The following is a 23,032-nucleotide window of genomic DNA, read 5'->3' as shown; positions in this document are numbered from 1 at the left end:
CGGGTCGTGTGGGGTATGCAAGACTTGCCCCTATTCGGGATCAATGGGTTCCGGGTTCGAGTCCCGGGGGGTGCACCAACGGAAACCCCGTCTTTACTGGCCTGGCGGCCGGTGAGGACGGGGTTTTCTTTTGCCCAATTCCCTCAAAGGGACATTTACGCGCTAGCTATTCCGGCAGACCCTCCGGCTCCGGAAGCCGGCCGAGATCGCCGGCTCACGAGCTGTTCATCTGCTCGCTCTGCATGTAGATCATGCGGGCTAACGCCGCCATTCTGGCCGCCGAGGGGCTCGGTCGCGCCCCGGCCCCCCTTTCGTTGACTTGTCTTGTGGACATAACTTACCGTTCCTGTCACTGACAACGTTGTCTATTTACTAGGCACGCGCGATGAAGGGCGACCTCCAAAATATGTTGACCACCAAATCCAAAAAAATCCGGGTGTGTTCTGCGCTCACCCTGGCCGGGCTCAGCCTGTCGGCGGCACTGGCAGGCGCCGCGCAGGCGCAGGCTGCGGCCACCGTCGGCGAAGAACAATACCGGCCGGCAATCCATTACACGCCGGAACAGAACTGGCTGAACGATCCCAACGGGATGGTCTTCCACAAGGGCGTCTACCACCTGTACTACCAGCACAACCCCTCCGGAAACACGTGGGGAAACATGTCCTGGGGCCACGCCACGTCCAAGGACCTGACGCACTGGAAGGAGCAGCCGCTGGCCATCCCCACCGATGACCAGCAGGACATCTTTTCCGGCAGCGTGGTGGTGGACAAGGACAATACCTCCGGTTTCGGGACGGCCGGGAACCCGCCGCTGGTGGCGGTTTTCACAAGCGCCTACAAGGACGCCTCGCCCCACCGGGGCCTCCAGGCACAGTCGCTCGCCTACAGCCTGGATGACGGTCAGACATGGACGAAATACGATGCCAATCCGGTCCTAACCGGAACTCTGCAAACTTCCGGGACCCTAAGGTCTTCTGGTACGACTCGCCGGGCGGCGGAGGCTACTGGGTGATGGCCGTCGTCGAGGCCGTCGACCACAAAGTGCTGCTTTACAAGTCCGGGAACCTCAAGGACTGGTCGCTCCTGAGCGAGTTCGGGCCGGCCAACGCGACGGGCGGCCTCTGGGAATGCCCGGATCTGTTCCCCCTCGCGGTGGACGGAGACCCCGCAAACACCAAGTGGGTCATGGTGGTCAGCATCAACCCCGGCGGCGTGGCCGGCGGATCGGCGGGCCAGTACTTCGTGGGCGACTTCGACGGCACCACCTTCACTTCCGAGTCCACCGAGGCCAGCGACGCCCTGCCGGCCGGGACGCCGCTGGCCGGCTTCAACGACGGAACCTACAACGGCTGGACGGTGAACAACGAGCCTGGCAACTGGAAGAACGGACCATTCGGCGACGTCCCGTCGGCGGGCACACTTCCGGGACAGAACATCGTCACCGGCTTTACCGGCCCGGGACTGATCAACTCTTTCAACGACGGCGACTGGCCGCTGGGCACGACGGAATCCCCCGCTTTCACGGTCGCGAGCGACTACCTCAACTTCCTGGTGGGCGGTGGCCAGCACCCCCGCACCTCGGACAAGCTGGACAACACTCCGCCCTCCGGCGAGTTGCTGTTTGATGGTTTCGAGGTTCCTGACGGAACTTCAATGGCCGACGCGGGCTGGTCTGGGACCGGCGATCTGGCACCTCAGTACCAGCCCGCCACCTCCGGCGGCGACTTCCATATAGGCGCCAAGCGGATCAACACGTTCGAAACGGGTGGCGCACCCGGTGACGACAGGCAGGGGACCATGACGTCGCCGTCGTTCACGGTGTCCCTGAACTTCATGAGCATGCTGGTGGGCGGTGGACACCGGGCCGCAGGCTCCGGTCAGCTCCTCGAAGCCCAGCTCCTGGTAGATGGCAACGTTGTCCGCAGGCTGTCCGGTGACGACGCCTGGGGTGCCCACTGCCCTGCTCACGTCACTCGGGGATGACCCCCGGGGTGCAGCGATCGAAGCCCACCTCCGCAGTGCCGGCGTCGAGCTCCTCCCTGGCTCAAAGTCAGCGGACCGCACAGCCTCCGCCACCCCGCCACCCTCGCTGCCGACGGCTCGGCCTCATAGGACTTCGACCTTGAGCGTCAGGGAACCCCCTGCCGTGACCGCTTTGATGCTCGGTGGCCCCACGGTGGGGAAAACGAGTGAGGTCATGCGCTGGGCTGACAGCGCGAGGAGGGCTGCTAACGTCCTCGACCGCTGCTCACGGTCGCCCGGCCAACCCGTCGGACTGCCGGCCGGAGGCGCCCCGGGATCGGCAGCTCGAGCTGGATGGGACGGTCCCCGATTGGCTCGTCGAGCAGCTCGTTGATGGAGCGTTGCCCTTCCAGCTCCAGAGGTGGCGACGAATCCATGAAACGACCTTATCGGGAGCGTCCCCCGGCTGAGACCTGACACGCGGAGACCGCGTGGCGGAGCACGTAGTCCGATGAACCTTTGGCCGTTCTGGTTCCACATCGATCAGGCGGTTATAGTAAGCCTACTGACGAATTTGTATCGTTCGCCAGGTCATAGATCGACTCGGAGGAGAGACGTTGTGAACACCAAGGTTGAAAAGCGCATCCAGGTTAGCGTGCCAGTCAACACGGCCTACAACCAGTGGACACAGTTCGAGGAATTCCCGCATTTCATGGGCGGGGTGAAGAGCGTCAAGCAGCTCAGTGACGACCGTCTCGAGTGGGTAGCCGAAATCGCCGGTGTCAGGCGCCAATGGGAAGCCAGGATCCTCGAGCAGATCCCGGACCGGAAGGTGGCCTGGGCGGCCACATCGGGGGCCACCAACGCCGGCTCAGTAACCTTCGAGGACCTCGGCGGCGGGCAGACGTCCGTAGTTCTGGTCCTCGAGTATGAGCCCGAGGGCCTCGTGGAAAGTGTCGGCGACAAACTCAATGTTGTCGAGCGGCAGGCTGAGAAGGACCTCGAACGGTTCAAAAGCTTTATTGAAGATGAGGGCTACGCTTCGGGAGCGTGGCGGGGCAGGGTAGGCACTGAGGGATCGGTAGGCACGCCCGGAGTCGACGACGCCGCCGCCTCCCGCGGTGATTCCGGCAAGGCCGGAGTGTCGGGCAAACTCGCTGCCGGAGTCGGCGTGGCCGCTGCCGCTGCCGTCGGCGCCGCAGCAGCCACGCGCGGCAAGGAGACCGACGACACCAGCCCGGTCCAGGACACTGGGGAGGCCACGCGGACGGGCGCGGTAGGCTCGGGGCAACTGCCGCCGACCGGAACCTCAGGAAGTGCCTTCCCGCCGGCCGGGATGGCTTCGGGAACGACTGTCACCGCGGGCGAACCGCTCGCCGACCGCGCCGCCACGCATCCCTTCGACCAGACCAACGGTCTCGTGGACGTCGAAGGGGATTCAGACGGTACCGCCGCCAGCGACACCCGCAGCGCCGCCGAACGCGAAGAGAAGTCGGACAAGGGACCGGGAACGATTCCGCCGAACCTGGCGGCCGGTAACACCGGGCAGTAAGGGCATCGGCTTTCAGGCCACCGGGCGCCCTCCGCTTCCCACGCTGCTGCCGAACAGACGGGCTGGCGGGGGCGTTTCCGCGTGTGGGGAGGGCCGGTGGTATTCACCAGCCGGCGCAGTTGCCGCGGGGCGTCAGTCGCAGCGGGGCGTCAGCCGAGGTGGGTGGCCTCGACGGCAATGGCCGGATCAGCGGCCGTGACCACGGCCTTGGCATCCGGCGAGGAGATCCGGGTGGCCAGCTCCCTGACAACCGCCTGCAGTTCCTGCCGCAGGACGTCGGGGTCAATCGAGGCTGCGGCGAGCACGGAACGCTCCATGTCCGCGGCAGCGCTAACGGCCTCGCGTCCCCGGTCCGTCAGGGTGACCACGTGGCTGCGCCGGTCGGACGTGCTGCGCTGCCGGGAGATGTGTCCATGCGCTTCCAGACGGCTGAGCGTCTTCCCCATGGTTTGCGCCTGAACCCGAACGAGTTGCGCCAGTTGGGCCTGCGTCATCGGTCCATTAACCGAGAGGACCTCCATGGCGATGACCCCGGCGTGTGTCAGCCCGATGGCCCCCAGTTTTTCGTTCCAGGAGTGTTCAACAAGGCGTGCCGCCGTGGACAATAGGCGCCCAGTGGGCCAGCGATCCATATCAGGCATACCAATGAGTATAGCGAGCGCCGGATTCGTCGCCCGCACCAAGGCTCATTAGGCTGGGACACCCCACCTGCATAAGGAGAATATGTTGCCTGAACGACTCATTCCCGGAGCCCCGGCGCCGGACTTCACCCTGAAAAATTCTACCGGGGAGGACGTCAGCTTGCGGAACTTCCGGGGGCGCAGCACGGTGATCTACTTCTACCCGGCAGCATCCACCCCGGGCTGCACGAAGCAGGCCTGCGACTTCCGGGATTCCCTCGCGTCCCTGCAGCAGGCCGGCTACGAGGTGGTGGGGATCTCCCCCGACCCCGTAGGCAAGCTCGCGAAATTCGCCGCCGCCGAGGGCCTGAACTTCCCCCTGCTCTCTGACGAGGACCACGCCGTTGCCGAGGCCTACGCCGCCTGGGGCGAGAAGAAGAACTACGGCCGCAGCTACGAAGGGCTCATCCGGTCCACCGTCGTCGTCGACCCGGACGGCAAAGTGACCGCGGCGCAGTACAACGTCCGCGCCACCGGCCACGTCGCCAAGCTGCGCCGGGACCTGAAAGTGGACGCCTAAGCCGACCACCCCTGCGTCGTCCCGGGCGGGCGGTCAAAATGTACAATGGAGGCTGGCATCCGCTGTCGACGGTCCTCGCACCAGGACGGCGGCGCCGAGCGCGAGTGGTGAAATTGGCAGACACGCAGGATTTAGGTTCCTGTGCCTTCGGGCGTGGGGGTTCAAGTCCCCCCTTGCGCACAGCAGGCATTACAGCACCAACCAGCAGGATCCCGGACCCCCAGGTCCGGGATCCTGCTGTTTAACCAGCCCCTCCCGCCGGCCGGAGCCGCCCCGCGGCACGGATCCAAGCGGATTTTCCCGCGCCGGAAAAATAACTTCACTCCCCCACCCATCCGATTCCTCCGACCCCGCGAATACCCATTGAGACACCAACCAAGGGTCGGTGCCCGACCAGTCGGAAAAGGGCCACAGCGGCAAAGTCCGCCGCAGGCAACGCTCGGCACAATAAAGGAGAAACCAAAATGCAGGCCATCAAGCGCACGACTTTCGCCGTTGCAGGTATCGCTGCTGCAGCCATGCTCAGCCTCACTGCCTGTGGCGGTTCCAGCACCCCTGCTTCCACCACCCCGGCGCCGGCGTCCACGCCGTCGGCCGCCAGCATGGCGCCGTCGCCGTCCGTGAGCTCCTCCCCGGCAGCCATGGACCCGGCCGCCGACCTTGTCGGTGCCGGCTGCGCGGCCTACGCCGCCCAGGTCCCCAGCGGTGCCGGCTCCGTCTCCGGCATGGCTCTCGACCCGGTAGCCGTGGCGGCCTCGAACAACCCGATCCTCACCACCCTGACCGCGGCCGTGTCCGGCAAGCTCAACCCGAAGGTCAACCTGGTGGACACCCTGAACGGCAGTGAGTTCACGGTCTTCGCCCCGGTCGATGACGCCTTCAAGAAGATCGACGCCGCCACTATCGAAACGCTGAAGACAGACGATGCCCTGCTCAGCAAGATCCTGACCTACCACGTTGTGCCCGGCCAGATCACCCCGGACAAGATCGTGGGCACGCACAAGACGGTCCAGGGCGGTTCCGTGACGGTCACCGGCACCAAGGACGCCCTCAAGGTTGACGATGCCAGCGTCATCTGCGGCGGCGTGAAGACTGCCAACGCCACTGTTTACATGGTCGACTCCGTTCTGATGCCCAAGTAAGCAGCACCGAGCGCTCCTGCAGCGGTTCCAGCTTGACTCCCTGGACCAACCGGGAGAAACGAAGGCCCGCACCGGGAGGTGCGGGCCTTCGTTTGTAACCCGGAGCCGTCCGACAGCTGAGGTACCCGGCCGTCAATTAGACTGGGGCGGGTCCGCAGCCGGCGGGCCATCCAGTTTCCCAGAGGTGATTCACGAGTGCCCAGCAGTCCAGTGGCCAGCAGTGCCTGGCGCCGCATTTCAGCCGGTATCGGAGCTGTCCTACTTCTGCTTCCACTCGCTTCCTGCACCGGCGCCCCGACGCCGGGCCCGGCCCCGACGGCTGTTGCAACAACCACCGCCGGCGCCGACCCCACCGCGGTGTTCACGTTCGGCACGGCCTCGCAGCCGCTCGGCCTCGATCCGGCCCTCGTTTCGGACGTGGAGTCCTACCGGATCACCCGCCAGGTACTGGAAGGACTCGTCGGGGTTGACCAGACAACGGGCCAGCCCACGCCGCTGCTCGCCACCGAATGGCAGGCCGCCGATGACGGCAGGGCCTACACCTTCAAGCTCCGCGACCAGGTGACCTTCCACGACGGGTCCCCGTTCGACGCGGCATCCGTCTGCAGCAACTTCAACCGCTGGTTCAATTTTCCCGAGGCGCTCCGCCAGCAGGCCACCGGGACCAGCTTCAACGGCGTCTTCAAGGCGCACGCCGACCAGGCCGCGCTCTCCATCTACAAAGGCTGTACCGCCCTGGCCCAGGACAACGTCCGGATCGAGCTCACCCAGCCCTTCACCGGATTCCTGCAGGCCCTCACCCTCCCGGCCTTCGCCATCTCCTCGCCCCAGGCCCTCACCGCCCAAAGCGCCGACGTCCTGAACCAGAGCCGCGACGGCCAGGCCGTGTCCGCCTACGGGCTGCACCCGGTGGGCACCGGGCCCTATGTCTTCAGCTCCTGGAACGACGGCGACGTCACGCTGTCCAGCAACAAGGACTACTGGGCCGACAAGGGACAGATCGGCACCATTCACTTCGTCACCTACGATCATCCGCAGACACGGATGCAGGCCCTGCTGGACGGCAAGATCGATGGCTATGACACCGTCACGGTGGGCAACTTCGACCAACTGGTCAAGCGCGGCCAACAGATCATCCAGCGGGACCCCTTCTCCGTGATGTACCTGGGCATGAACCAGGAAGTCCCGATCCTGCAGAACCTCAAGGTGCGGCAGGCGATCGAAATGGCCCTGGACAAGGACACCCTGATCCGCCGGTTCTTCATCGACAACACCGCCCAGGCCACCCAGTTCGTCCCGCCGAAGCTCAGCGGCTTCAACAACAACGCCCCGTCCCTGGGCCACAACCCGGACGAGGCCAAGGCGCTGCTCGCCGAAGCCGGCTATCAGGGCGAGGAACTGAAGTTCTACTACCCCCTGAACGTCACCCGCCCCTACCTCCCGACGCCGGAAAAGGTCTACGCGGAGATCAGCCGGCAACTGATCGCCGTCGGACTGAACGTCAAGCCGGTACCCGTGGACTGGTCCGAGGGGTATCTGCAGAAGGTCACCTCCCCCGGCGACCATGCCCTCCACCTGTTGGGCTGGAACGGTTCGTACGCGGACCCGGACAACTTCGTGGGTCCGCTCTTCGGCGAGAAGTCCGGTGAATTCGGCTACCAGGACCCCCAGGTCTTCTCCAAGATTGCCCGGGCGCGCAGCCTGCCCGACGGCGAGGAACGCACCGAGCAATACCAGACCATCAATGCGCAGATCGCGGCGACCGTTCCCGCCGTCCCGATTGCCTTCCCGATCTCCGCGCTGGCGCTGTCCGACCGTGTTCTCAGGTACCCGGCATCACCGGTCCTGAACGAAGTTTTCACCAAGGTCGAACTAAAGCCTTGACGGACGGGCCCAATTTCAGTTAGTGGGCGGTGCGGGATATTCTGTGACAGCCAGACCCGCTGCTATCGGAGACTGATTGTGACTTTCATTTCCAAGACCCAACATGCCGACGTCGTCCTGATTGGCGGCGGCATCATGAGCGCCACGCTCGGCGCTTTCCTGAAGCAGCTCGAGCCGGACTGGACCATCTCCCTGTTCGAGAAGCTGGACGAACCGGGTCTGGAAAGCTCCGGGCCATGGAACAACGCCGGAACCGGGCACGCCGCACTGTGTGAGCTCAACTACACCCCCGCAGCCAAAGACGGCTCGGTGGATCCTTCCAAGGCGCTCCTCATCAACGAACAGTTCCAGCTCTCCCGCCAGTTCTGGTCCCACCTGGTCAGCAACGGGATGATCGGCTCGCCCAAGGGCTTCATTAACACGGTCCCGCACATGAGCTTCGTGATCGGCGATGCCAACGCCCAGTTCCTGCGCAACCGCTACGAGGCGCTCAAGCCGAACCCGCTGTTCCGCTCCATGGAGTACTCCGAGGACCACGGCCAGATCGCCAAGTGGGCCCCCCTGATCGTTCAGGGCCGCGACCCGCAACAGCGCATCGCGGCAACCCGGGCGGCGGAAGGGACCGACGTCGACTTCGGCGCCCTGACCCGCGAGCTGACCGGGTACCTGGGCGATAAGGGTGCGGAAATCAACTACGGCCACGACGTCTGTGGAATAAAGCGCGCCTCCGACGGTGGCTGGCACCTTTCGCTCAAGCACCCGCGCTCCGGTGAGCACGGCTCGATCCACGCGAAGTTCGTCTTCGTGGGGGCCGGCGGCGGTGCGCTGCACCTGCTGCAGGCCTCCGGCATCCCGGAAAGCAAGGGTTACGGCGGGTTCCCCGTGTCCGGACAGTTCTTCCGCTGCACCGACGAGAACGTGGCAGCCCAGCACAGCGCCAAGGTCTACGGCCAGGCGTCCGTGGGAGCCCCGCCGATGTCCGTACCCCACCTCGACACCCGCTACGTCAACGGCAAGCGCTCCCTGCTGTTCGGCCCGTACGCCGGCTTCTCCACAAACTTCCTCAAGAACGGCTCCTACCTGGACCTGCCGCTGTCCATCCGGCCCTCCAACATCATCCCGATGCTGGCCGTCGCCAAGGACAACATGGACCTCACCGCGTATCTGGTCAAGGAAGTCGCCAAGCGCCGCGGTGCCAAGGTCGAGGCGCTCCGCGAGTACTACCCGGAAGCCAAAGACGGCGACTGGGAACTCATCACGGCCGGCCAGCGGGTTCAGATCATCAAAAAGGATCCGAAGAAGGGGGGCGTGCTGCAGTTCGGCACCGAGGTCATCGCCGGACGCGACGGGACCATCGGCGCCCTGCTCGGAGCATCCCCGGGCGCCTCGACCGCGGTGCCGATCATGATCGAGCTGCTCCGGAAATCCTTCCCGAAGAACTTCAAGGGCTGGCAGTCCAAGTTCAAGGAGATGATGCCCGGCTACGGCGTCAAGCTCAACGAGAACCCGGAGCTCGCCGCCCGGCTGGAAGCCGAGACGGCCAGGGCCCTGCAGCTCGAACCGATCAGCGCCGCACGAAGCTGACCCCCTCTCCGGGTCGCGGCACGCCAGTGCTTTGATCTCACCCTTCGAAGTACCTCCGTCGACCCATCAGGAGACCATGAGATGTTCCGGCTCGCAAGGCTGTCCCTGGCAAACCGGGCACTGATTGCGTTGGTCACCGTGTTCGCGTCGGTCTTCGGCGTGATCACGATGACCTCGCTCAAGCAGGAGCTCATCCCGTCCGTCGAGTTCCCGCAGATCACGGTCATCACCTCGATGCCGGGAGCGTCGCCGGAAGTCGTGGACCAGCAGATCAGCGCTCCGCTGGAGACGGCGCTTAACGGCGTCGAGGGCCTGGAGTCGACGTCGTCCACCTCGCGCAACGGCGTCTCCCAAATCAGCATGCTGTTCACGTACGGATCGAACCTCGACCGTGCGCGGAACCAGATCGACCGGGCCATCTCCAACGCCAAACGCTCCCTGCCGGACGACGCCCAGCCGCAGGCCATCGCCGGCAGCATCAGCGATTTCCCGATCGTGTTCCTGGCCGTCTCCTCCGACAAGCCGCTCAGCGAACTGAACGCCGACCTCGCCAGGCTCAGCGTGCCCCGGCTGCAGAAGCTCGACGGCGTCCGCGGCGCCGAAGTGACCGGCGGCGCCAGCCAGCACATCAGGATCCTCCCCCGCGCCGACGCCATGGCAGCGTCCGGGGCGACCCTGGCGTCGATCAGCAATGCGCTCCGGAACAGCGGCGCCCTGGTCCCGGCCGGAACCATCGAGGAGCAGGGCAGGACACTTTCGCTTCAGATCGGCAGCCCCGTCGACTCGCTCGACGCGGTCAAGGCCCTCCCGCTGGGCGGCACCAAGAGCGCCGCGACCATCGGCAGCGTGGCGGACGTCAGCATCACCGAAGACGCGCGCACGTCGATCACCCGCACCAACGGCAAGGAAACCCTCGCCCTGTCCGTCACCAAGAAGCCCGAGGGCGACACGGTGGGCATCTCCCACGCGGTGCAGGATTCCATCCCCCAGCTCGAGGCCGAACTGGGCTCCAACGCCACGTTCACGCCGATCTTCGACCAGGCGCCGTTCATCGAGAAGTCGATCAAGGACCTCACCACCGAGGGCCTGCTGGGACTGGGCTTCGCCGTCGCGGTGATCCTGGTGTTCCTGATGTCCGTCCGCTCCACGCTCGTGACAGCGGTGTCCATCCCGCTGTCCCTGCTGATCACGTTCATCGGGCTCTCGGCCACCGGCTACTCGCTGAACATCCTGACCCTCGGGGCGCTCACGATCGCGATCGGCCGGGTCGTGGACGACTCGATTGTGGTGATCGAGAACATCAAGCGCCACCTCAGCTACGGCGAGCAGAAGATCACCGCCATCCTGACCTCCATCCGGGAAGTCGCCGGAGCCATCACGGCGTCCACCCTGACCACCGTGGCCGTGTTCCTGCCGATCGCCTTCGTCGCCGGCCTCGCCGGGGAACTCTTCCGGCCCCTTCGCGCTCACCGTGACCATCGCGCTGCTGTCCTCGCTGCTCGTCTCGCTCACGATCGTCCCGGTCCTGGCCTACTGGCTCCTGCGGAACCCGGCCGAAAAAGCCGGCGCCCAGGGAATCTCCGCGCGGGAGGTTGCGGCCAAGGCCCACGAGGCCGAGCAGCGCACGCTGCTGCAGCGCGGCTACCTCCCGGTCCTCCGCAAGACCCAGCAACATCCGGTGGCGACCTTGATCGCGGCCGTGCTGGTGCTCGGGGGCACCGCCGCAATGACCCCGCTGCTGGCCACCGACCTGCTCGGACGCTCCGGCCAAAACAGCATGACCGTTCGGCAGGCCCTGCCGGCCGGCACCAGCCTGACCGAGGCCAGTGCCGCCGCCATCCAGGTCGAGACCGTGCTGCGGGACATTGACGGCATCAGGGATGTCCAGGTCACCACCGGAAACGCCCAGACCGGCTTCCCGGCGCTGCTCTCCGCCGGCGCCTCCAATTCCAGCTTCACCGTGGTCACCGACGAAAAAGCCAACCAGGGCAGGCTCCAGGACACCGTCCGCCGCGAGCTCGCCAACGTCCCCGGTGCCGGCACGATCACCGTCGGCTCCCAGCAGGGCGGCTTCGGCACGTCCTCGACCGTCGACATCACCCTCAAGGCCGGCACCACTCCCGACCTCCGCACGGCCAGCGATGCGCTGGTCCAGGCCCTCGACGGGGTTCCCGGCAGCAGCGAGGTCGCCACCAACCTGGCCGCCAGCCAGCCGGTCGTCCAGGTGAAAGTGGACCGCGCCAAAGCCGTCGCGGCGGGCCTGACGGAGGAACAGGTAGCCGCGGTGCTGGCGACCACCATCAGCCCGGTCCCGGCCGGGACCGTCCGCATCGACACGAATGATTTCCCGGTCCGGATCGGCGAAGGCACCCGCTTCACCAGCATCGGCGCGGTCCGGAACATCCCGCTGCCCACCGCGGCCGGAGCGGTGACGCTGGGCAGCATCGCCGCCGTGGAACAGGTGGATGTTCCCGTCTCCATCACCGCAAGCAACGGCCAGCGGACCGCGCGCGTCTCCGTCACGCCGTCGGGCTCCAACCTCGGCGCCGTGAGCACCGAAGTCCAGGCCCGGCTGAAGACCGTCGACCTGCCGCCCGGCGTCACGGCCACGATCGGCGGCGCGACGACGCAGCAGGCGGAGTCCTTCAGCCAGCTGGGACTGGCACTGCTGGCGGCCATCGCGATCGTCTACGTGATCATGGTGGCCGCGTTCAAGTCCCTCGTGCAGCCGCTCATCCTGCTGGTCTCCGTCCCGTTCGCCGCCACCGGGGCCATCGCCCTGCTGCTGGTGACCGGGGTGCCGCTGGGCCTGCCGTCGCTGATCGGCATGCTGATGCTCGTGGGCATCGTGGTGACCAACGCGATCGTGCTGATCGACCTCATCAACCAGTACCGCAAGCCGCGGAACGGCGAGCCGGGGATGAGCGTGGCCGAGGCCATCACCCACGGCGCCCGGCAGCGGCTCCGGCCGATCCTGATGACCGCCCTGGCCACCGTGTTCGCGCTGGCGCCGATGGCGCTGGGCCTGACCGGCGGCGGCGGCTTCATCTCGCAGCCGCTCGCGATCGTGGTGATCGGCGGGCTGATCTCCTCCACGGCCCTGACGCTGGTGCTGGTGCCCGTGCTCTACCGGCTGGTGGAAGGCCGGCGGGAGAAGCGGGCGCTGCTGAAGGCGGATGCCGCGCCGCCCGTCCCGGCCACGCGCGGCCGCCGGGCCAAGCCCACCCCGCCCGACGCGGAAGCCGGCTCCGAGAGGGACGCCGATGCCGAGGAGCTCCCCCTGCCGACCGGCTCCCACTAGCCGCGGCCGGGCCGGCGGGAGGCGTGCCGTTACGGTTTAGGGCGCCCGCTCCGGTTGCCGGGCGCGCTGACCGAGCCCCGCCGGATCAGCGTCGCGGTGAATTCCGGTGCTGCCGCCGATGCTTTCCGGCCCTCGATCTGCCGGATCAGCGCAGCCGCGGCCGCGACGCCCATGTCATAGACAGGCTGCGCGATGACGGTCAGCGGGGGCGTCGTGAGGCGGGTCCAGGCAAAGTCGTCGTACATCAGGAACGAGACATCCTCCGGGATCGACAGCCCCAGCTCATGGATGGCTTCCACGACGCTGAGGCCGATGAGGCCGTCCGAGGCGATGATCGCCGTCGCCGGGTCCGGGCGCTGCAACAGCTCCCGGGTAATTTTCTTGACCGACTCGGCATCGCCGGCATTGAGCCGGACCAGATCGTCCGGCTGGTCCAGCCCTGCCTCCGCGAAGGCCCGTTTCAGACCGTCCCGGCGGTCCGCGATCTGCGAGGAGTCCAGCGGCATGCCGTCGCGGTAGTCGTCCTCCGTCTTGAGCGTGGAGATGAACGCGATCCGCCGGTGCCCGGACTGGATCAGGTAGCTGGTGGATTCGTAGGAGATCCCCTCCATGTCGACCGCCACGGTGTCCACAGCCAGGCCCGGCGCCTTGCGGTCCAGCAGCACCAGCGGACGGCCGGACTCGTGGACGCTGCGCAGGTGAGCCGTGTCCACCGACGACGCCGGCGCCACGATCAGGCCGTCCACCCGCTTGTCCAGGAGCACCCGGACGGCGTCGACTTCCGCGGCCGTGTCCTCGTCGGTGTTGATCAGGATGACGTTGAACCCGCTCTTCTTCGCCGTGTCCGTGATGCCCCGCGTGGCCAGACCGAAATGGGGGTTCTCGATGTCGCCGACCACCACCCCGATGGTGTGCGACTTTCCCGTATTCATGCTGCGCGCGAGTTCGTTGGGCCGGTACCGAAGCTCCTCGGCGGCCGCCAGCACGCGTTCGCGCACGTCCTCGCTGACGGCGCCGTAGTTGCCGAGGGCGCGGGCGGCCTGGGCCTTGGAAACCTGGGCGGCTTTGGCGACGTCGGCGACAGTGATGTCGCGGCGCCGGGAGGCATCGCTACTCATTACGACCTTTCTTAGCAGACCCTTGACGCCCGATGTGGCTTCGATTACATTTCTATCAATCGATGTGAGTCCGGTCTCAATCCTAGGGACTGAGACCGGACTCAGCAAGAGCCCCCTCGACGGCCCTTCAGATCGGGCGGTATCACCGGCCGCCTGCCCCTCCTCGTCCCTCCTCGATTGGAATAACGCTGTGATTAAACGAAACAAGCTGCGCCCCGGGGTGCTCGTCGCCGCTGCCGTTGCCGCCGTCCTGGCTTTGTCCGGCTGCGGGGGCACCTCCTCCGCCTCGTCCTCGCCGGCGGAGAACCCCTACGGCCTCATCGAGCCGGGCACGATCCGGGTCGCCAGCCTCGGCGACTCGAAGCCGTACACCTTCGCCGACGCCGCGGGGAACTTCACCGGCTTCGACGTGGAGCTCTTCAAGGACGTCGCCCACCGCGCCGGCGTGGACAAGGTCGTCTTCACCGGCCAGGACTTCTCCGGCCTGCTCGCCGCCGTCGCCAACGGCCAGTTCGACGCCGGCGTCGCCGCCATCGGCATCACGGACAAGCGCAAGCAGACGGTCGACTTCTCCGAGGGCTACCTCGCCGGCTACCTGACCGTCATCACCACCAAGACTTCCGGCATCGCCGACGCCGACGGGCTCGCCGGAAAGCGGCTCGGCGTCGTGCAGGGGACGCTGCAGGAGGCCTACGCGGTCAAGAACTTCACCTCGGCGAGCCTGGTGCGCTTCCCCGACAACAACACCGCCATCTCCGCCGTCAACAGCGGCTCCGTGGATGCACACTTCCTGGACTACGAGGCCGCCAAGGCCTACCAGGAGCAGTACGGACTGGTCAGCGCCGCCGACATCCCGTCCTTCGATGCTCCGGCCGGGTTCGCCGTCGCCAAGGACAAGGCCGCCTTCCGGGAAGCCCTCAACAAGGGCCTGGCCGCGGCCATGGAAGACGGCACCTGGAAGAAGCTCTACGAGAAGTGGTTCCCGGGATCCCCGATGCCCGAGCAGTACCTGCCGAAGGCCGAGCAGACGGCAACCCCGGCGCCCAGCAAGTAGGCCTTCCGGCTTCCGGCCGGGCGGACCACCACGCGCGGTCCGCCCGGCGTTCCACCAGCTAACTACGTCTGAGAGCAACCATGGACTGGTTCACCACCATCATCCGCACCTTCTTCGACTTCGCCGCAATGGCCGAAGTCCTGCCCCAACTCCTGGGCGTTGGCCTGCTCAACACCCTCATCATCTCCGTGGCCGCCACCATCATCGGCGTAGCACTTGGCATGGTCGTCGCGATCATGGGGATCTCCCCGTCCAAGTGGCTGCGCATCCCGGCCCGGATCTACACCGACCTGTTCCGCGGACTCCCTGCCATCCTCACCATCCTGCTGATCGGCCAGGGCTTCGCCCGGTTGAGCCAGTCGATCTTCGGGCCCTCGCCCTACCCGCTCGGCATCATCGCCCTGAGCCTGATCGCCAGCGCCTATATCGGCGAGATCTTCCGGGCCGGCATCCTCAGCGTGGACAAGGGCCAGGGCGAAGCCTGCCGCGCCCTGGGCATGAGCTATGCCCGGTCCATGGCCCTGGTGGTCGTCCCGCAGGGCATCCGGCGGGTCCTGCCGGCCCTGGTCAACCAGTTCATCGCCATCGTCAAAGACTCCTCGCTGGTCTACTTCCTGGGCCTGCTGGTCTCCGAGCGCGAACTCTTCCGGGTGGGCCAGGACGCCGCGGTCCTCTCCGGCAACCTCTCCCCGCTGGTTCTGGCCGGCATCTTCTACCTCGTCATCACCGTGCCGCTCACCCACCTCGTGAATCATTTCGACAACCGCTTCCGCACCGGCAAGCGGCGCCCCTCGGCCCCCAGCAGCGGCCTGAACGAAGTCAAGGAACTCGACGCGGCCTCGCCGCTGACCACCGGGAGCAACACATGAGCACCAACGCCGGCACCAGCACCACCACCGCGGACATCGAGACCTTCAACGGCTCCAGCCTGGAGCTGAAGAACCTCACCATGGCCTTCGGCGACGTCGAGGTGCTCCGCAACGTCAGCGTCACCGTTCCGCCGGGGACCACCACCTGCATCATCGGCCCGTCAGGCTCGGGCAAGTCCACCCTGCTGCGCGGCGTCAACCGGCTCCACGAGCCCAAGAGCGGCAACGTGATCCTGGCCGGGGAAAGCGCCCTGGAGGTCAAGCCGGACACGCTCCGGCGCCGGATCGGCATGGTGTTCCAGCACTTCAACCTCTTTCCGGACCACACGGCACTGGAAAACGTGGCCCTCGCCCTGTGGAGCGTCAAAGTCATGCCCAGGGCCGAGGCGATGGAACGCGCCCGGCGCCGGCTGGCGGAGGTCGGCCTCGCCGAACGGGCAGACCACCGCCCGCGTGACCTCTCCGGGGGACAGCAGCAGCGCGTCGCCATCGCCCGCGCCCTGGCGATGGAACCGGAGGTCATGCTCTTCGACGAAGCCACCAGCGCCCTGGACCCCGAACTGGTCAAGGGCGTCCTGAACCTGATGGCATCGCTCGCCAAACGGGGCATGACCATGGTGGTCGTCACCCACGAAATGGGCTTCGCCCGCCGCGTCGCAGACCAGGTGGTGTTCATGGACGAAGGCGAAGTGGTCGAAGTGGGCTCCCCCGCGGACCTCTTCGACAACCCCCGGAGCGAACGCCTCCAGCGATTCCTCTCCGAGGTGCTCTGATGCGGACAGTTTCCGGCGGCACCATCCGTACCGCCGTCGTCGGCTTCGGGATCTCCGGCCGGGTCTCCACGCGCCGCTGATCGAGGCGGACCCCGCCTACTCCCTCGATGTGATTGTGACCGCGGATCCGGACCGTGCCGCCGCCGCGGCGTCCCGGTACCCGCGGGCGCGGATTGTCCCGACGCCGGAAGCGCTGTTTCAGCTGGCCGGCGAGCTGGACCTCGTGGTCCTGGGAACGCCGCCGGTGACGCGCTTCGGCCTTGCCGCGGCGGCAATCGCACACGGCCTGCACGTGGTGGTCGACAAGCCGTTCGTCGCCACCTGCGTGGGGCAACCTGGGCATCGACGGCGCCACCAGCCCCGTCCCGGCCGAACGGGGCAGCTACCCGCAGTTCTACCGGCTCCTCGCCGAGGCGCTCCGCGGCCGCGGGCCGCTGCCCGTGGACCCGGCGGAAGCCCTCCAGGTCCTGAAAATCATCGAAGACGTCCACGTCGGCGCCTGACGCCGGCGTGCAAGCTCCACCCCCCAGAAAGAGAGTTCCTATGTCCTCCGCAGTCTCCGCCCCGCGTGTTGCCGTTATCGGCGGCGGTATCCTTGGCGTTTCCACAGCCGTCCACCTGCTGCGCGCCGGCGCGTCCGTGCTGCTGCTCACCGAGCGCGGCCTGGCCAGCGAGGCCAGCGGCCGTTCCCTGTCCTGGCTGAATTCGGCCGGCGAACGGTCCACGCCCTACCACCAGCTCCGGGTCGCGGGAGTGGACCGGTACCGGACCCTGTTCGCCTCAGACCCCGCCAGGGAGTGGCTCCGGTTCGACGGCGGCCTCATGTGGAACGCCGCCGGACATGCCGGCGGCACGGAGGCCCGCCACGCCTTCGAGCGGAACCAGGGCTACGACTCCAGGCTGCTCGCCCCGGACGGCATCGCTGCGTCCACGCCCGGCGTCGACGCCACCGCTGTCCCGGAAAACGCGGTCTTCAACCCGGGCGAGGGCTGGGTCAGCCTCCCGGACCTGGTCGAGTTCCTTATGGAAGAATTCCATCACCTCGGCGGCGAACTTGTCCTGAATGCCGGCAAAGCATCCGTCGTGCTCACGGACGGACGGGCCACCGGCGTCCAGCTCGGCTCGGGAGCCGTCCACGACGCCGAAGCCGTCCTGGTTGCCTGCGGCGCCGCAACACCGGCCGTCGTGGCACCGTTGGGGGTCGAGATCCCCAACGGCTCACCGGTGTCGATGCTGGTGATCACGAAACCCCTCGAGCACGAGCTCGAAGCCGTGCTGAACACGCCCCGCGCGGCCACGCGGCCCAACCCGGGCAACACCCTTGCCCTGGATCACGACTGGTACGAGGCCGACATCACCGGGCACGCGGATGGAACTTTCTCGATCCCCGATGAGGTTGTCCAGGAACTGGCGGACGAGGCCGCAAGGCTCCTCGCCGGCAACCCGGAGCTCAAGCCCGCTTCCTGGAAGATCGGCCACAAGCCCATCCCCGGCGACGGCGAGCCGGTCCTCGGCGAGCTGGAGAAAGTCCCGGGCTGCTTTGTCGCCTTCACGCACTCCGGCGCAACGCTCGGACTCATCGCGGGCGAGCTGCTGGCCGGGGAAATACTGACCGGATCCAAACACCCGATGCTGGCCACGTTCCGGCCCGGGCGGTTCTCCTAACCAACGGCCGGGAAGGGCGGGCCCGGCCCGGGGGCGCGGCGACGGCCGCTGGGCCCGGCCGGGGGCGCGGCGACGGCCGCTGGTCCCTCCCGGGGCGGGCGGGAGGGGCAGGGCGCGGCCGGCCCTCGTGGCGGCAGCGGGAATATTCATCCGTGGCGGGAGTTATACCGAGCGATAGATGCAAATGCATATACATTCGGCTATAGTAGTAACAGCTCCCGGATCCCCCCGGCCACGGAAAGGCACATCATGCAGATCGGCGTATTCAGCGTCAGCGACATCACCACGGACCCCACCACGGGCCGGACTCCTACGGAGCACGAGCGCATCAAGGCGTCCGTGGCGATCGCCAAAAAGGTCGAGGAAATCGGCATGGATGTCTACGCCCTGGGCGAGCATCACAACCGGCCGTTCTTCTCCTCTTCCCCCACCACCACCCTTGCCTACATCGCCGCCCAGACCGAGCGCATCATCCTGTCCACGGCGACGACGCTGATCACCACCAATGACCCGGTGAAGATCGCCGAGGACTTCGCGATGCTCCAGCACCTGGCCGACGGCCGCGTGGACCTGGTCCTGGGCCGCGGCAACACCGCCCCCGTCTACCCCTGGTTCGGCAAGAACATCCAGGACGGGATTGAGCTCGCCATCGAGAACTACAGCCTGCTCCGCCGGCTCTGGGACGAGGACACCGTCAACTGGTCCGGAAAGCACCGCACCCCGCTGCAGAACTTCACCTCCACGCCGCGCCCGCTCGACGGCGTCGCCCCCTTCGTATGGCACGGCTCCATCCGCACCCCGCAGATCGCCGAAGTGGCCGCCTACTACGGCGACGGTTTCTTCGCGAACAACATCTTCTGGCCGAAGGAGCACTACCAGCAGCTGATCGGCCTCTACCGCGACCGCTATGAGCACTACGGCCACGGCAAGGCAGACCAGGCGATTGTGGGCCTCGGCGGGCAGTTCTTCCTGAGGAAGAACTCCCAGGACGCCGTCAAGGAGTTCCGCCCGTACTTCGACAACGCCCCGGTCTACGGCCACGGTCCGTCGCTGGAGGATTTCACCTCGCAGACCCCGCTGACCGTCGGCAGCCCGCAGGAAGTCATCGAGAAGACCCTCACCTTCCGTGAGTACTTCGGCGACTACCAGCGTCAGCTCTTCCTGGTCGACCATGCCGGCCTGCCGCTGAAGACCGTGCTGGAACAGCTGGACCTTTTCGGCGAAGAGGTGCTGCCGGTCCTGCGGAAGGAATACGCCGCCCTTACCCCGGCCCACGTTCCGGAGCCGCCCACCCACGCCGGTCGCGTCGCGGCCTCCCTGGCGGCAGCCGGCCAGCCCGCCGGCGAACCCGCCGGCGCACCCGCCGATCAGGAAGCGTAATGTCCGCCAAGACCACAGAGTCGCCGGTCCGCCTGGCCGCGGAGACCTGGGAATCCCTGTTCCGCGCCCAGGTGGCCGTGATGCGCCGGCTGCAGGCTGGTCCCGCGTTCAAGAGCCTCGCCCTCAACGAGTACGACGTCCTGTTCACGCTCTCCCGCTGTCCGTCGGGGTGGCTCCGCCTGAACGAGCTCAACGACCACGTGCTGCTGAGCCAGTCGAGCCTGAGCCGGCTCGTCGAACGGCTCGAAAAGCGCGGCTACGTGGAACGGATGCCCGCCCCCGACGACGGGCGGGGGGTGCTGATCAAGCTCACGGAGGCCGGCCGGGAACTCCAGAAGCAGATCGGCCGGGAACATGTCCGCGACATCGCGGCCTTGGTGGTCCCGGCCCTCAGCACGGCGGAGCAGCAGGAGCTGCTCCGGCTGACCGAGAAGCTGCGGGCATCAGTGGCCGCACGCTGAAGAGCGGAACCGCCCGGGTAAGACGCCCCTGGCGAAGGCCCGGGTAAGGGCGCCCCTTAGCGGAGGACGACGAGCTTCGCCGGATCCTCTTCCGGCAGCTCGCCGTTGACAATGGCCGTCACGCTGAGCTCCCTCAGGGACAGGCTGCCGCCCACCGTGGACAGGAACGCGGTGTCCGAGGAATCCCGGCCGGCCGTGATCCGGAGCATGCTTTCCCGCGGCGCCAGTCCGGTGGGGTCGATGATCTGCCACGCACCGTTGAGGTGCACCTCGGCCACCGCATGGAAGTCCATCGGGCTCAGCCCCGGCGCATAGACCGCGGCCAGCCGCGCCGGAACATTCTTGGAGCGGAGCAGCGCGATGGCCAGGTGGGCGTAGTCCCGGCACACTCCACGTCGGTGCAGCAAGGTCTCGACGGCGCCGTCGGTCCCCCGCGAGGACCCGCTCACGTACCGCAGTTCGCTGAAGACCCAGTTGCGCACGGCGTGCAGGAGCTCTTCGCCGGCCAGCCCGCCGAACTCCGCGTACGCCGTCGGCAGCAGTCGGTCCGACTCTGCATAGCGGCTCGGCCGCACGTAGCGGATGAGCTCCATCAGCCTCGGTTCTTCCGGCAGCGCGAATCCGGTGACTGTAGCGGAGTATTCCACCAGCACCTCGGTGGGCTCGGCGAATTCCATGTAGTGGAACCGGCCGCCGTGATGGTCTGAGAGCTCTGTCAGGGCGACGTCCTCGCCGCCGGCCGTCACGGAGAGCGATTCCTCGAAGCCGCTGTATCCGGCATTGCGTGCCACGGAGACCGCCAGCGCGACTTTGGTTTCGGCCACGGTCTTGAAGGCCAGGCGTGCGGCGACAAAGCGTTCCATGTATCTCCAGGGGTGGGGTGGCAACGGAATGGCGGCAGGCCGGCCGCCCTCGCTCGTCGGTCGCTGTGCGGGGCGCGGCGGTCCTAGTTTTTGACCTTCAGAGACATTAGCATCCGCTGGACGTTGGCGAATTCGGAGCCCTGGTTGACGTATTTGGCCGCCTGGTCGAGGGTGTCAAAGGACTTCGCCGGAGCCACCTTCTGGTCCGGGGCCAGCACCTTCAGCACCGTCAGGTCGCCGAAAGAGTAGTCGCCCTTGCCCTCTGGCCCGCGGACCACGTTCTGCAGGCCGCAGGACTTTCCATCGGCGCCGCCCACCATGTTGGTGATGCCGTAGGAGCCGAAGAACTTGTAGCCCTGGATCACCCGAAACACGACGCGGGGATCGATCAGGCCCTCGCCCCCGCCGTGCGGCAGCTCGACCGGAACACTGCTGATCACCACGTACGGTTTGGCGGCGTCGTCCGGGCAGGCCGGGACCAGCTGCGGCGGGAGGCCGGTCTGGAGGGTGGCCAGGTAGCCGCCCTCGGCGTTTTTGACCTCGATCTTGAGCGCGCCGCGCAGGCTTCCCTGCTCCGGCGGGACGGACTGCGCGATCCATTCCTGCGGGAGTTCAAAGCTCACGCTCTTGGCCGGATCGGTGAAGACTTTCCATGCCGTCGCGGTGGAACCGGGTGACGCCGAGGCAGTTCCCGAGGCAGTTCCTGACACCGTGGCGTCAGGCGAAGCCCCGGGCGAGGCCGCGCCCGGCGAGCCGGTGCCCGTCGGCGGGCCGGCCGTCGCCGTGCTGGCGCCCGGGCTGCCGCCTGCGGTCCAGACCGGCGCGCCCTGTCCCCCGCTGCAGCCGGAAAGCGCCGCCAGGGTCACTGCCAGCGCCGCGGCGGTCCGGATCCCGAGGGAAGTAGCCGTCCGAGTCATGGTGCCAGCGTAGTCCGGTGCGGGGACGGTGCGGCGATTCCGGACCGGTGTTTCGGCGCAGCTGACCCGGCGCCCGGAGGGCTCCGCCGGGCAATCCGCGCCTGAGATACCCGCGCAGAAAGAGGGCTACGCTGGGGACATGGCGGAACAGCGTACGGACAGAATCGATTCCGGGGACCAGGACAGCGTGGCGGACATCTCCGCTCTCGACATCGCGGACTGGCGGCTCCGGACCTTTGCGCTCTACGCCACCGTGCGGAAGCTCGCTGCCGAGGACCCGGCCGAGGCGCACTCCTACTGGCGCCACGAGCGGGACCGGATGTTCGGCACGCACCCCGCCTCACCCCTGACCGCTGAGGCCAAGTCCCGCTTCGGCGGGCTCAAGACGGCGGACTACGACCCGATCTACCGGTTCCATATCCCGCTGACGGGCGAGGGCGCCGGGCGCGAGATGAACGTCGAGACCGGCACCGACGGCCTGGTCCGGTTCGTCCGGCTGGGCACCTTCGACCTGCCCGAGCTGGGCCAGCTGGCCGTCTGGAAGCTCAACGGCTACGGCGGCGGCATCTTCGTGCCGTTCCGCGACGCCACCGCCGGGCAGCCGGGCGGCAGTTACGGGGCCGGCCGCTACCTGCTGGACACCATCAAGGGCGCCTTCCACGGCGTCCGCGGCTCCGGACCGGAGGCCGAGTTCGTGGTCGACTTCAACTTCGCCTACAACCCCTCCTGCGCCTACAACGAGGCGTGGGCATGCCCCCTCGCCGGCCCCTCCAACCGGCTTGCCGTGGAGATCCCGGTCGGCGAACTGTACTGAGCGGATGGACTCCCAGCTCGAGCAACTCCCCCATGCCCCCGCCGTCGTCCGTCCTCCGGCCCGCCGCCGGCACCGCGGGATCCTCCGCTACCCGCTGGTCCGGCAACTCATCAGGTTCACCGGCGTCGGGATCGTCTGCACCATCACGTCCCTGGCCCTGTATGCCTTCCTCCGGCCGTGGATCGGCGCCCAGCCGGCGAACGCGGCGGCCCTCGTCCTCACCTCGCTGATGAACACCGCGCTGAACCGGCGCCTGACGTTCAAGATCACCGAGCGGAAGCGGATGAAACGCGACCATCTCAACGGGCTGATCGTGATCCTCGTGGCGCTGCTGCTCACCGGCGGCAGCCTGGGCGTCCTGCACTGGCTCAACCCGGACGCCACCGTGGCCGACGAGCTGTGGACCACGACGCTGTCCGGCTTCCTCGCGACGGCCGTGCGCTTCACGCTGCTGCGGCACTGGATCTTCCGGCGGGCCCGGCACCGCTGACGC

The 23,032-nt window shown here is 67.3% G+C and carries 18 protein-coding genes, 1 tRNA gene and 4 pseudogenes; 19 read left to right on the top strand and 4 right to left on the bottom strand.

Annotated elements, in window-relative coordinates; all coding sequences use genetic code 11:
- Positions 1-385: 385 nt before the first annotated feature.
- From QFZ69_RS06485 to QFZ69_RS06475, 3 genes and pseudogenes are all read left to right on the top strand, one after another.
- Positions 386-1,983, top strand: a pseudogene (locus tag QFZ69_RS06485) (glycoside hydrolase family 32 protein).
- Positions 1,946-2,106, top strand: a pseudogene (locus tag QFZ69_RS06480) (carbohydrate kinase); the annotation flags it as partial. The pseudogenes QFZ69_RS06485 and QFZ69_RS06480, both read left to right, overlap by 38 nt.
- 475 nt (positions 2,107-2,581) lie before the next feature.
- Positions 2,582-3,514 (top strand): SRPBCC family protein, encoded by a 933-nt coding sequence (locus QFZ69_RS06475; protein WP_306916478.1) that lies wholly within the window; start codon positions 2,582-2,584, stop codon positions 3,512-3,514.
- A gap of 149 nt (positions 3,515-3,663) precedes the next feature.
- Here QFZ69_RS06475 and QFZ69_RS06470 read toward each other — a convergent pair whose 3' ends face one another.
- Positions 3,664-4,155, bottom strand: a complete 492-nt coding sequence (locus QFZ69_RS06470) for a MarR family winged helix-turn-helix transcriptional regulator (RefSeq protein ID WP_373461811.1) — start codon at positions 4,153-4,155, stop codon at positions 3,664-3,666.
- 85 nt (positions 4,156-4,240) lie between these two features.
- On the opposite strand from QFZ69_RS06470, the gene bcp reads away from it, so the two are divergent.
- The 6 genes and pseudogenes from bcp (at position 4,241) to QFZ69_RS06440 (ending at position 12,625) form a co-directional block, all read left to right on the top strand.
- A complete protein-coding gene (bcp, locus tag QFZ69_RS06465; protein WP_306916477.1) occupies positions 4,241-4,714 on the top strand; it encodes a thioredoxin-dependent thiol peroxidase in 474 nt (157 codons plus the stop codon).
- A gap of 98 nt (positions 4,715-4,812) precedes the next feature.
- Positions 4,813-4,894 (top strand) — tRNA-Leu (locus tag QFZ69_RS06460).
- A gap of 284 nt (positions 4,895-5,178) precedes the next feature.
- A complete protein-coding gene (locus tag QFZ69_RS06455) occupies positions 5,179-5,856 on the top strand; it encodes a fasciclin domain-containing protein (protein ID WP_306916474.1) in 678 nt (225 codons plus the stop codon).
- Between the two features lie 210 nt (positions 5,857-6,066).
- Positions 6,067-7,740, top strand: a complete 1,674-nt coding sequence (locus tag QFZ69_RS06450; RefSeq protein WP_373461929.1) for an ABC transporter substrate-binding protein — start codon at positions 6,067-6,069, stop codon at positions 7,738-7,740.
- Positions 7,741-7,818: 78 nt separating this feature from the next.
- On the top strand, positions 7,819-9,324 hold the full coding sequence (locus tag QFZ69_RS06445; protein ID WP_306916469.1) for a malate:quinone oxidoreductase: 1,506 nt from the start codon (positions 7,819-7,821) through the stop codon (positions 9,322-9,324).
- An 81-nt stretch (positions 9,325-9,405) separates the two neighbouring features.
- Positions 9,406-12,625: pseudogene (locus QFZ69_RS06440) on the top strand (efflux RND transporter permease subunit).
- A 29-nt stretch (positions 12,626-12,654) separates the two neighbouring features.
- Here the strand turns inward: QFZ69_RS06440 and QFZ69_RS06435 are convergent.
- Complete coding sequence (locus QFZ69_RS06435) at positions 12,655-13,743, bottom strand: LacI family DNA-binding transcriptional regulator (RefSeq protein ID WP_306916466.1); 1,089 nt, start codon at positions 13,741-13,743, stop codon at positions 12,655-12,657.
- 193 nt (positions 13,744-13,936) lie between these two features.
- On the opposite strand from QFZ69_RS06435, the gene QFZ69_RS06430 reads away from it, so the two are divergent.
- From QFZ69_RS06430 to QFZ69_RS06400, 8 genes and pseudogenes are all read left to right on the top strand, one after another.
- The gene (locus QFZ69_RS06430) at positions 13,937-14,797 is read left to right on the top strand and encodes an ABC transporter substrate-binding protein (RefSeq protein WP_306919620.1); all 861 of its coding nucleotides are present in this window, start codon (positions 13,937-13,939) and stop codon (positions 14,795-14,797) included.
- Between the two features lie 80 nt (positions 14,798-14,877).
- Positions 14,878-15,666, top strand: a complete 789-nt coding sequence (locus QFZ69_RS06425) for an amino acid ABC transporter permease (RefSeq protein WP_306916465.1) — start codon at positions 14,878-14,880, stop codon at positions 15,664-15,666.
- Positions 15,663-16,439, top strand: coding sequence for an amino acid ABC transporter ATP-binding protein (locus tag QFZ69_RS06420; protein ID WP_306916463.1), 777 nt, complete (start codon positions 15,663-15,665; stop codon positions 16,437-16,439). The genes QFZ69_RS06425 and QFZ69_RS06420 overlap by 4 nt, the downstream gene beginning before the upstream one ends.
- A 109-nt stretch (positions 16,440-16,548) precedes the next feature.
- Positions 16,549-16,701, top strand: a pseudogene (locus QFZ69_RS23265) (oxidoreductase); the annotation flags it as partial.
- On the top strand, positions 16,700-16,942 hold the full coding sequence (locus QFZ69_RS23260) for a hypothetical protein (protein WP_373461947.1): 243 nt from the start codon (positions 16,700-16,702) through the stop codon (positions 16,940-16,942). The pseudogene QFZ69_RS23265 and the gene QFZ69_RS23260, both read left to right, overlap by 2 nt.
- 40 nt (positions 16,943-16,982) lie before the next feature.
- On the top strand, positions 16,983-18,104 hold the full coding sequence (locus tag QFZ69_RS06410; protein WP_306916462.1) for an FAD-binding oxidoreductase: 1,122 nt from the start codon (positions 16,983-16,985) through the stop codon (positions 18,102-18,104).
- 249 nt (positions 18,105-18,353) lie between these two features.
- On the top strand, positions 18,354-19,484 hold the full coding sequence (locus QFZ69_RS06405) for an LLM class flavin-dependent oxidoreductase (RefSeq protein ID WP_306916460.1): 1,131 nt from the start codon (positions 18,354-18,356) through the stop codon (positions 19,482-19,484).
- Positions 19,484-19,945 (top strand): MarR family winged helix-turn-helix transcriptional regulator, encoded by a 462-nt coding sequence (locus tag QFZ69_RS06400; RefSeq protein ID WP_306916459.1) that lies wholly within the window; start codon positions 19,484-19,486, stop codon positions 19,943-19,945. The genes QFZ69_RS06405 and QFZ69_RS06400 overlap by 1 nt, the downstream gene beginning before the upstream one ends.
- A gap of 56 nt (positions 19,946-20,001) precedes the next feature.
- Here the strand turns inward: QFZ69_RS06400 and QFZ69_RS06395 are convergent, their stop codons facing one another.
- Together QFZ69_RS06395 and QFZ69_RS06390 are read right to left on the bottom strand one after the other, a co-directional pair.
- Positions 20,002-20,808: a transglutaminase family protein gene (locus QFZ69_RS06395; RefSeq protein ID WP_306916457.1), complete on the bottom strand. Its 807-nt coding sequence runs from the start codon at positions 20,806-20,808 to the stop codon at positions 20,002-20,004.
- Positions 20,809-20,891: 83 nt separating this feature from the next.
- On the bottom strand, positions 20,892-21,725 hold the full coding sequence (locus tag QFZ69_RS06390; protein WP_306916455.1) for a hypothetical protein: 834 nt from the start codon (positions 21,723-21,725) through the stop codon (positions 20,892-20,894).
- 139 nt (positions 21,726-21,864) lie between these two features.
- Between QFZ69_RS06390 and QFZ69_RS06385 the strand changes: the two genes are divergently transcribed.
- Entirely contained in the window at positions 21,865-22,539 is a 675-nt protein-coding gene (locus tag QFZ69_RS06385) for a DUF1684 domain-containing protein (protein WP_306916454.1), read from the top strand.
- Positions 22,540-22,543: 4 nt separating this feature from the next.
- Complete coding sequence (locus tag QFZ69_RS06380) at positions 22,544-23,029, top strand: GtrA family protein (RefSeq protein WP_306916453.1); 486 nt, start codon at positions 22,544-22,546, stop codon at positions 23,027-23,029.
- Positions 23,030-23,032: the final 3 nt, after the last annotated feature.

It is taken from the genome of Arthrobacter sp. V1I7 (assembly GCF_030817015.1).
Lineage (GTDB): Bacteria > Actinomycetota > Actinomycetes > Actinomycetales > Micrococcaceae > Arthrobacter.
This window is presented reverse-complemented; position numbering and strand designations above follow the sequence as displayed.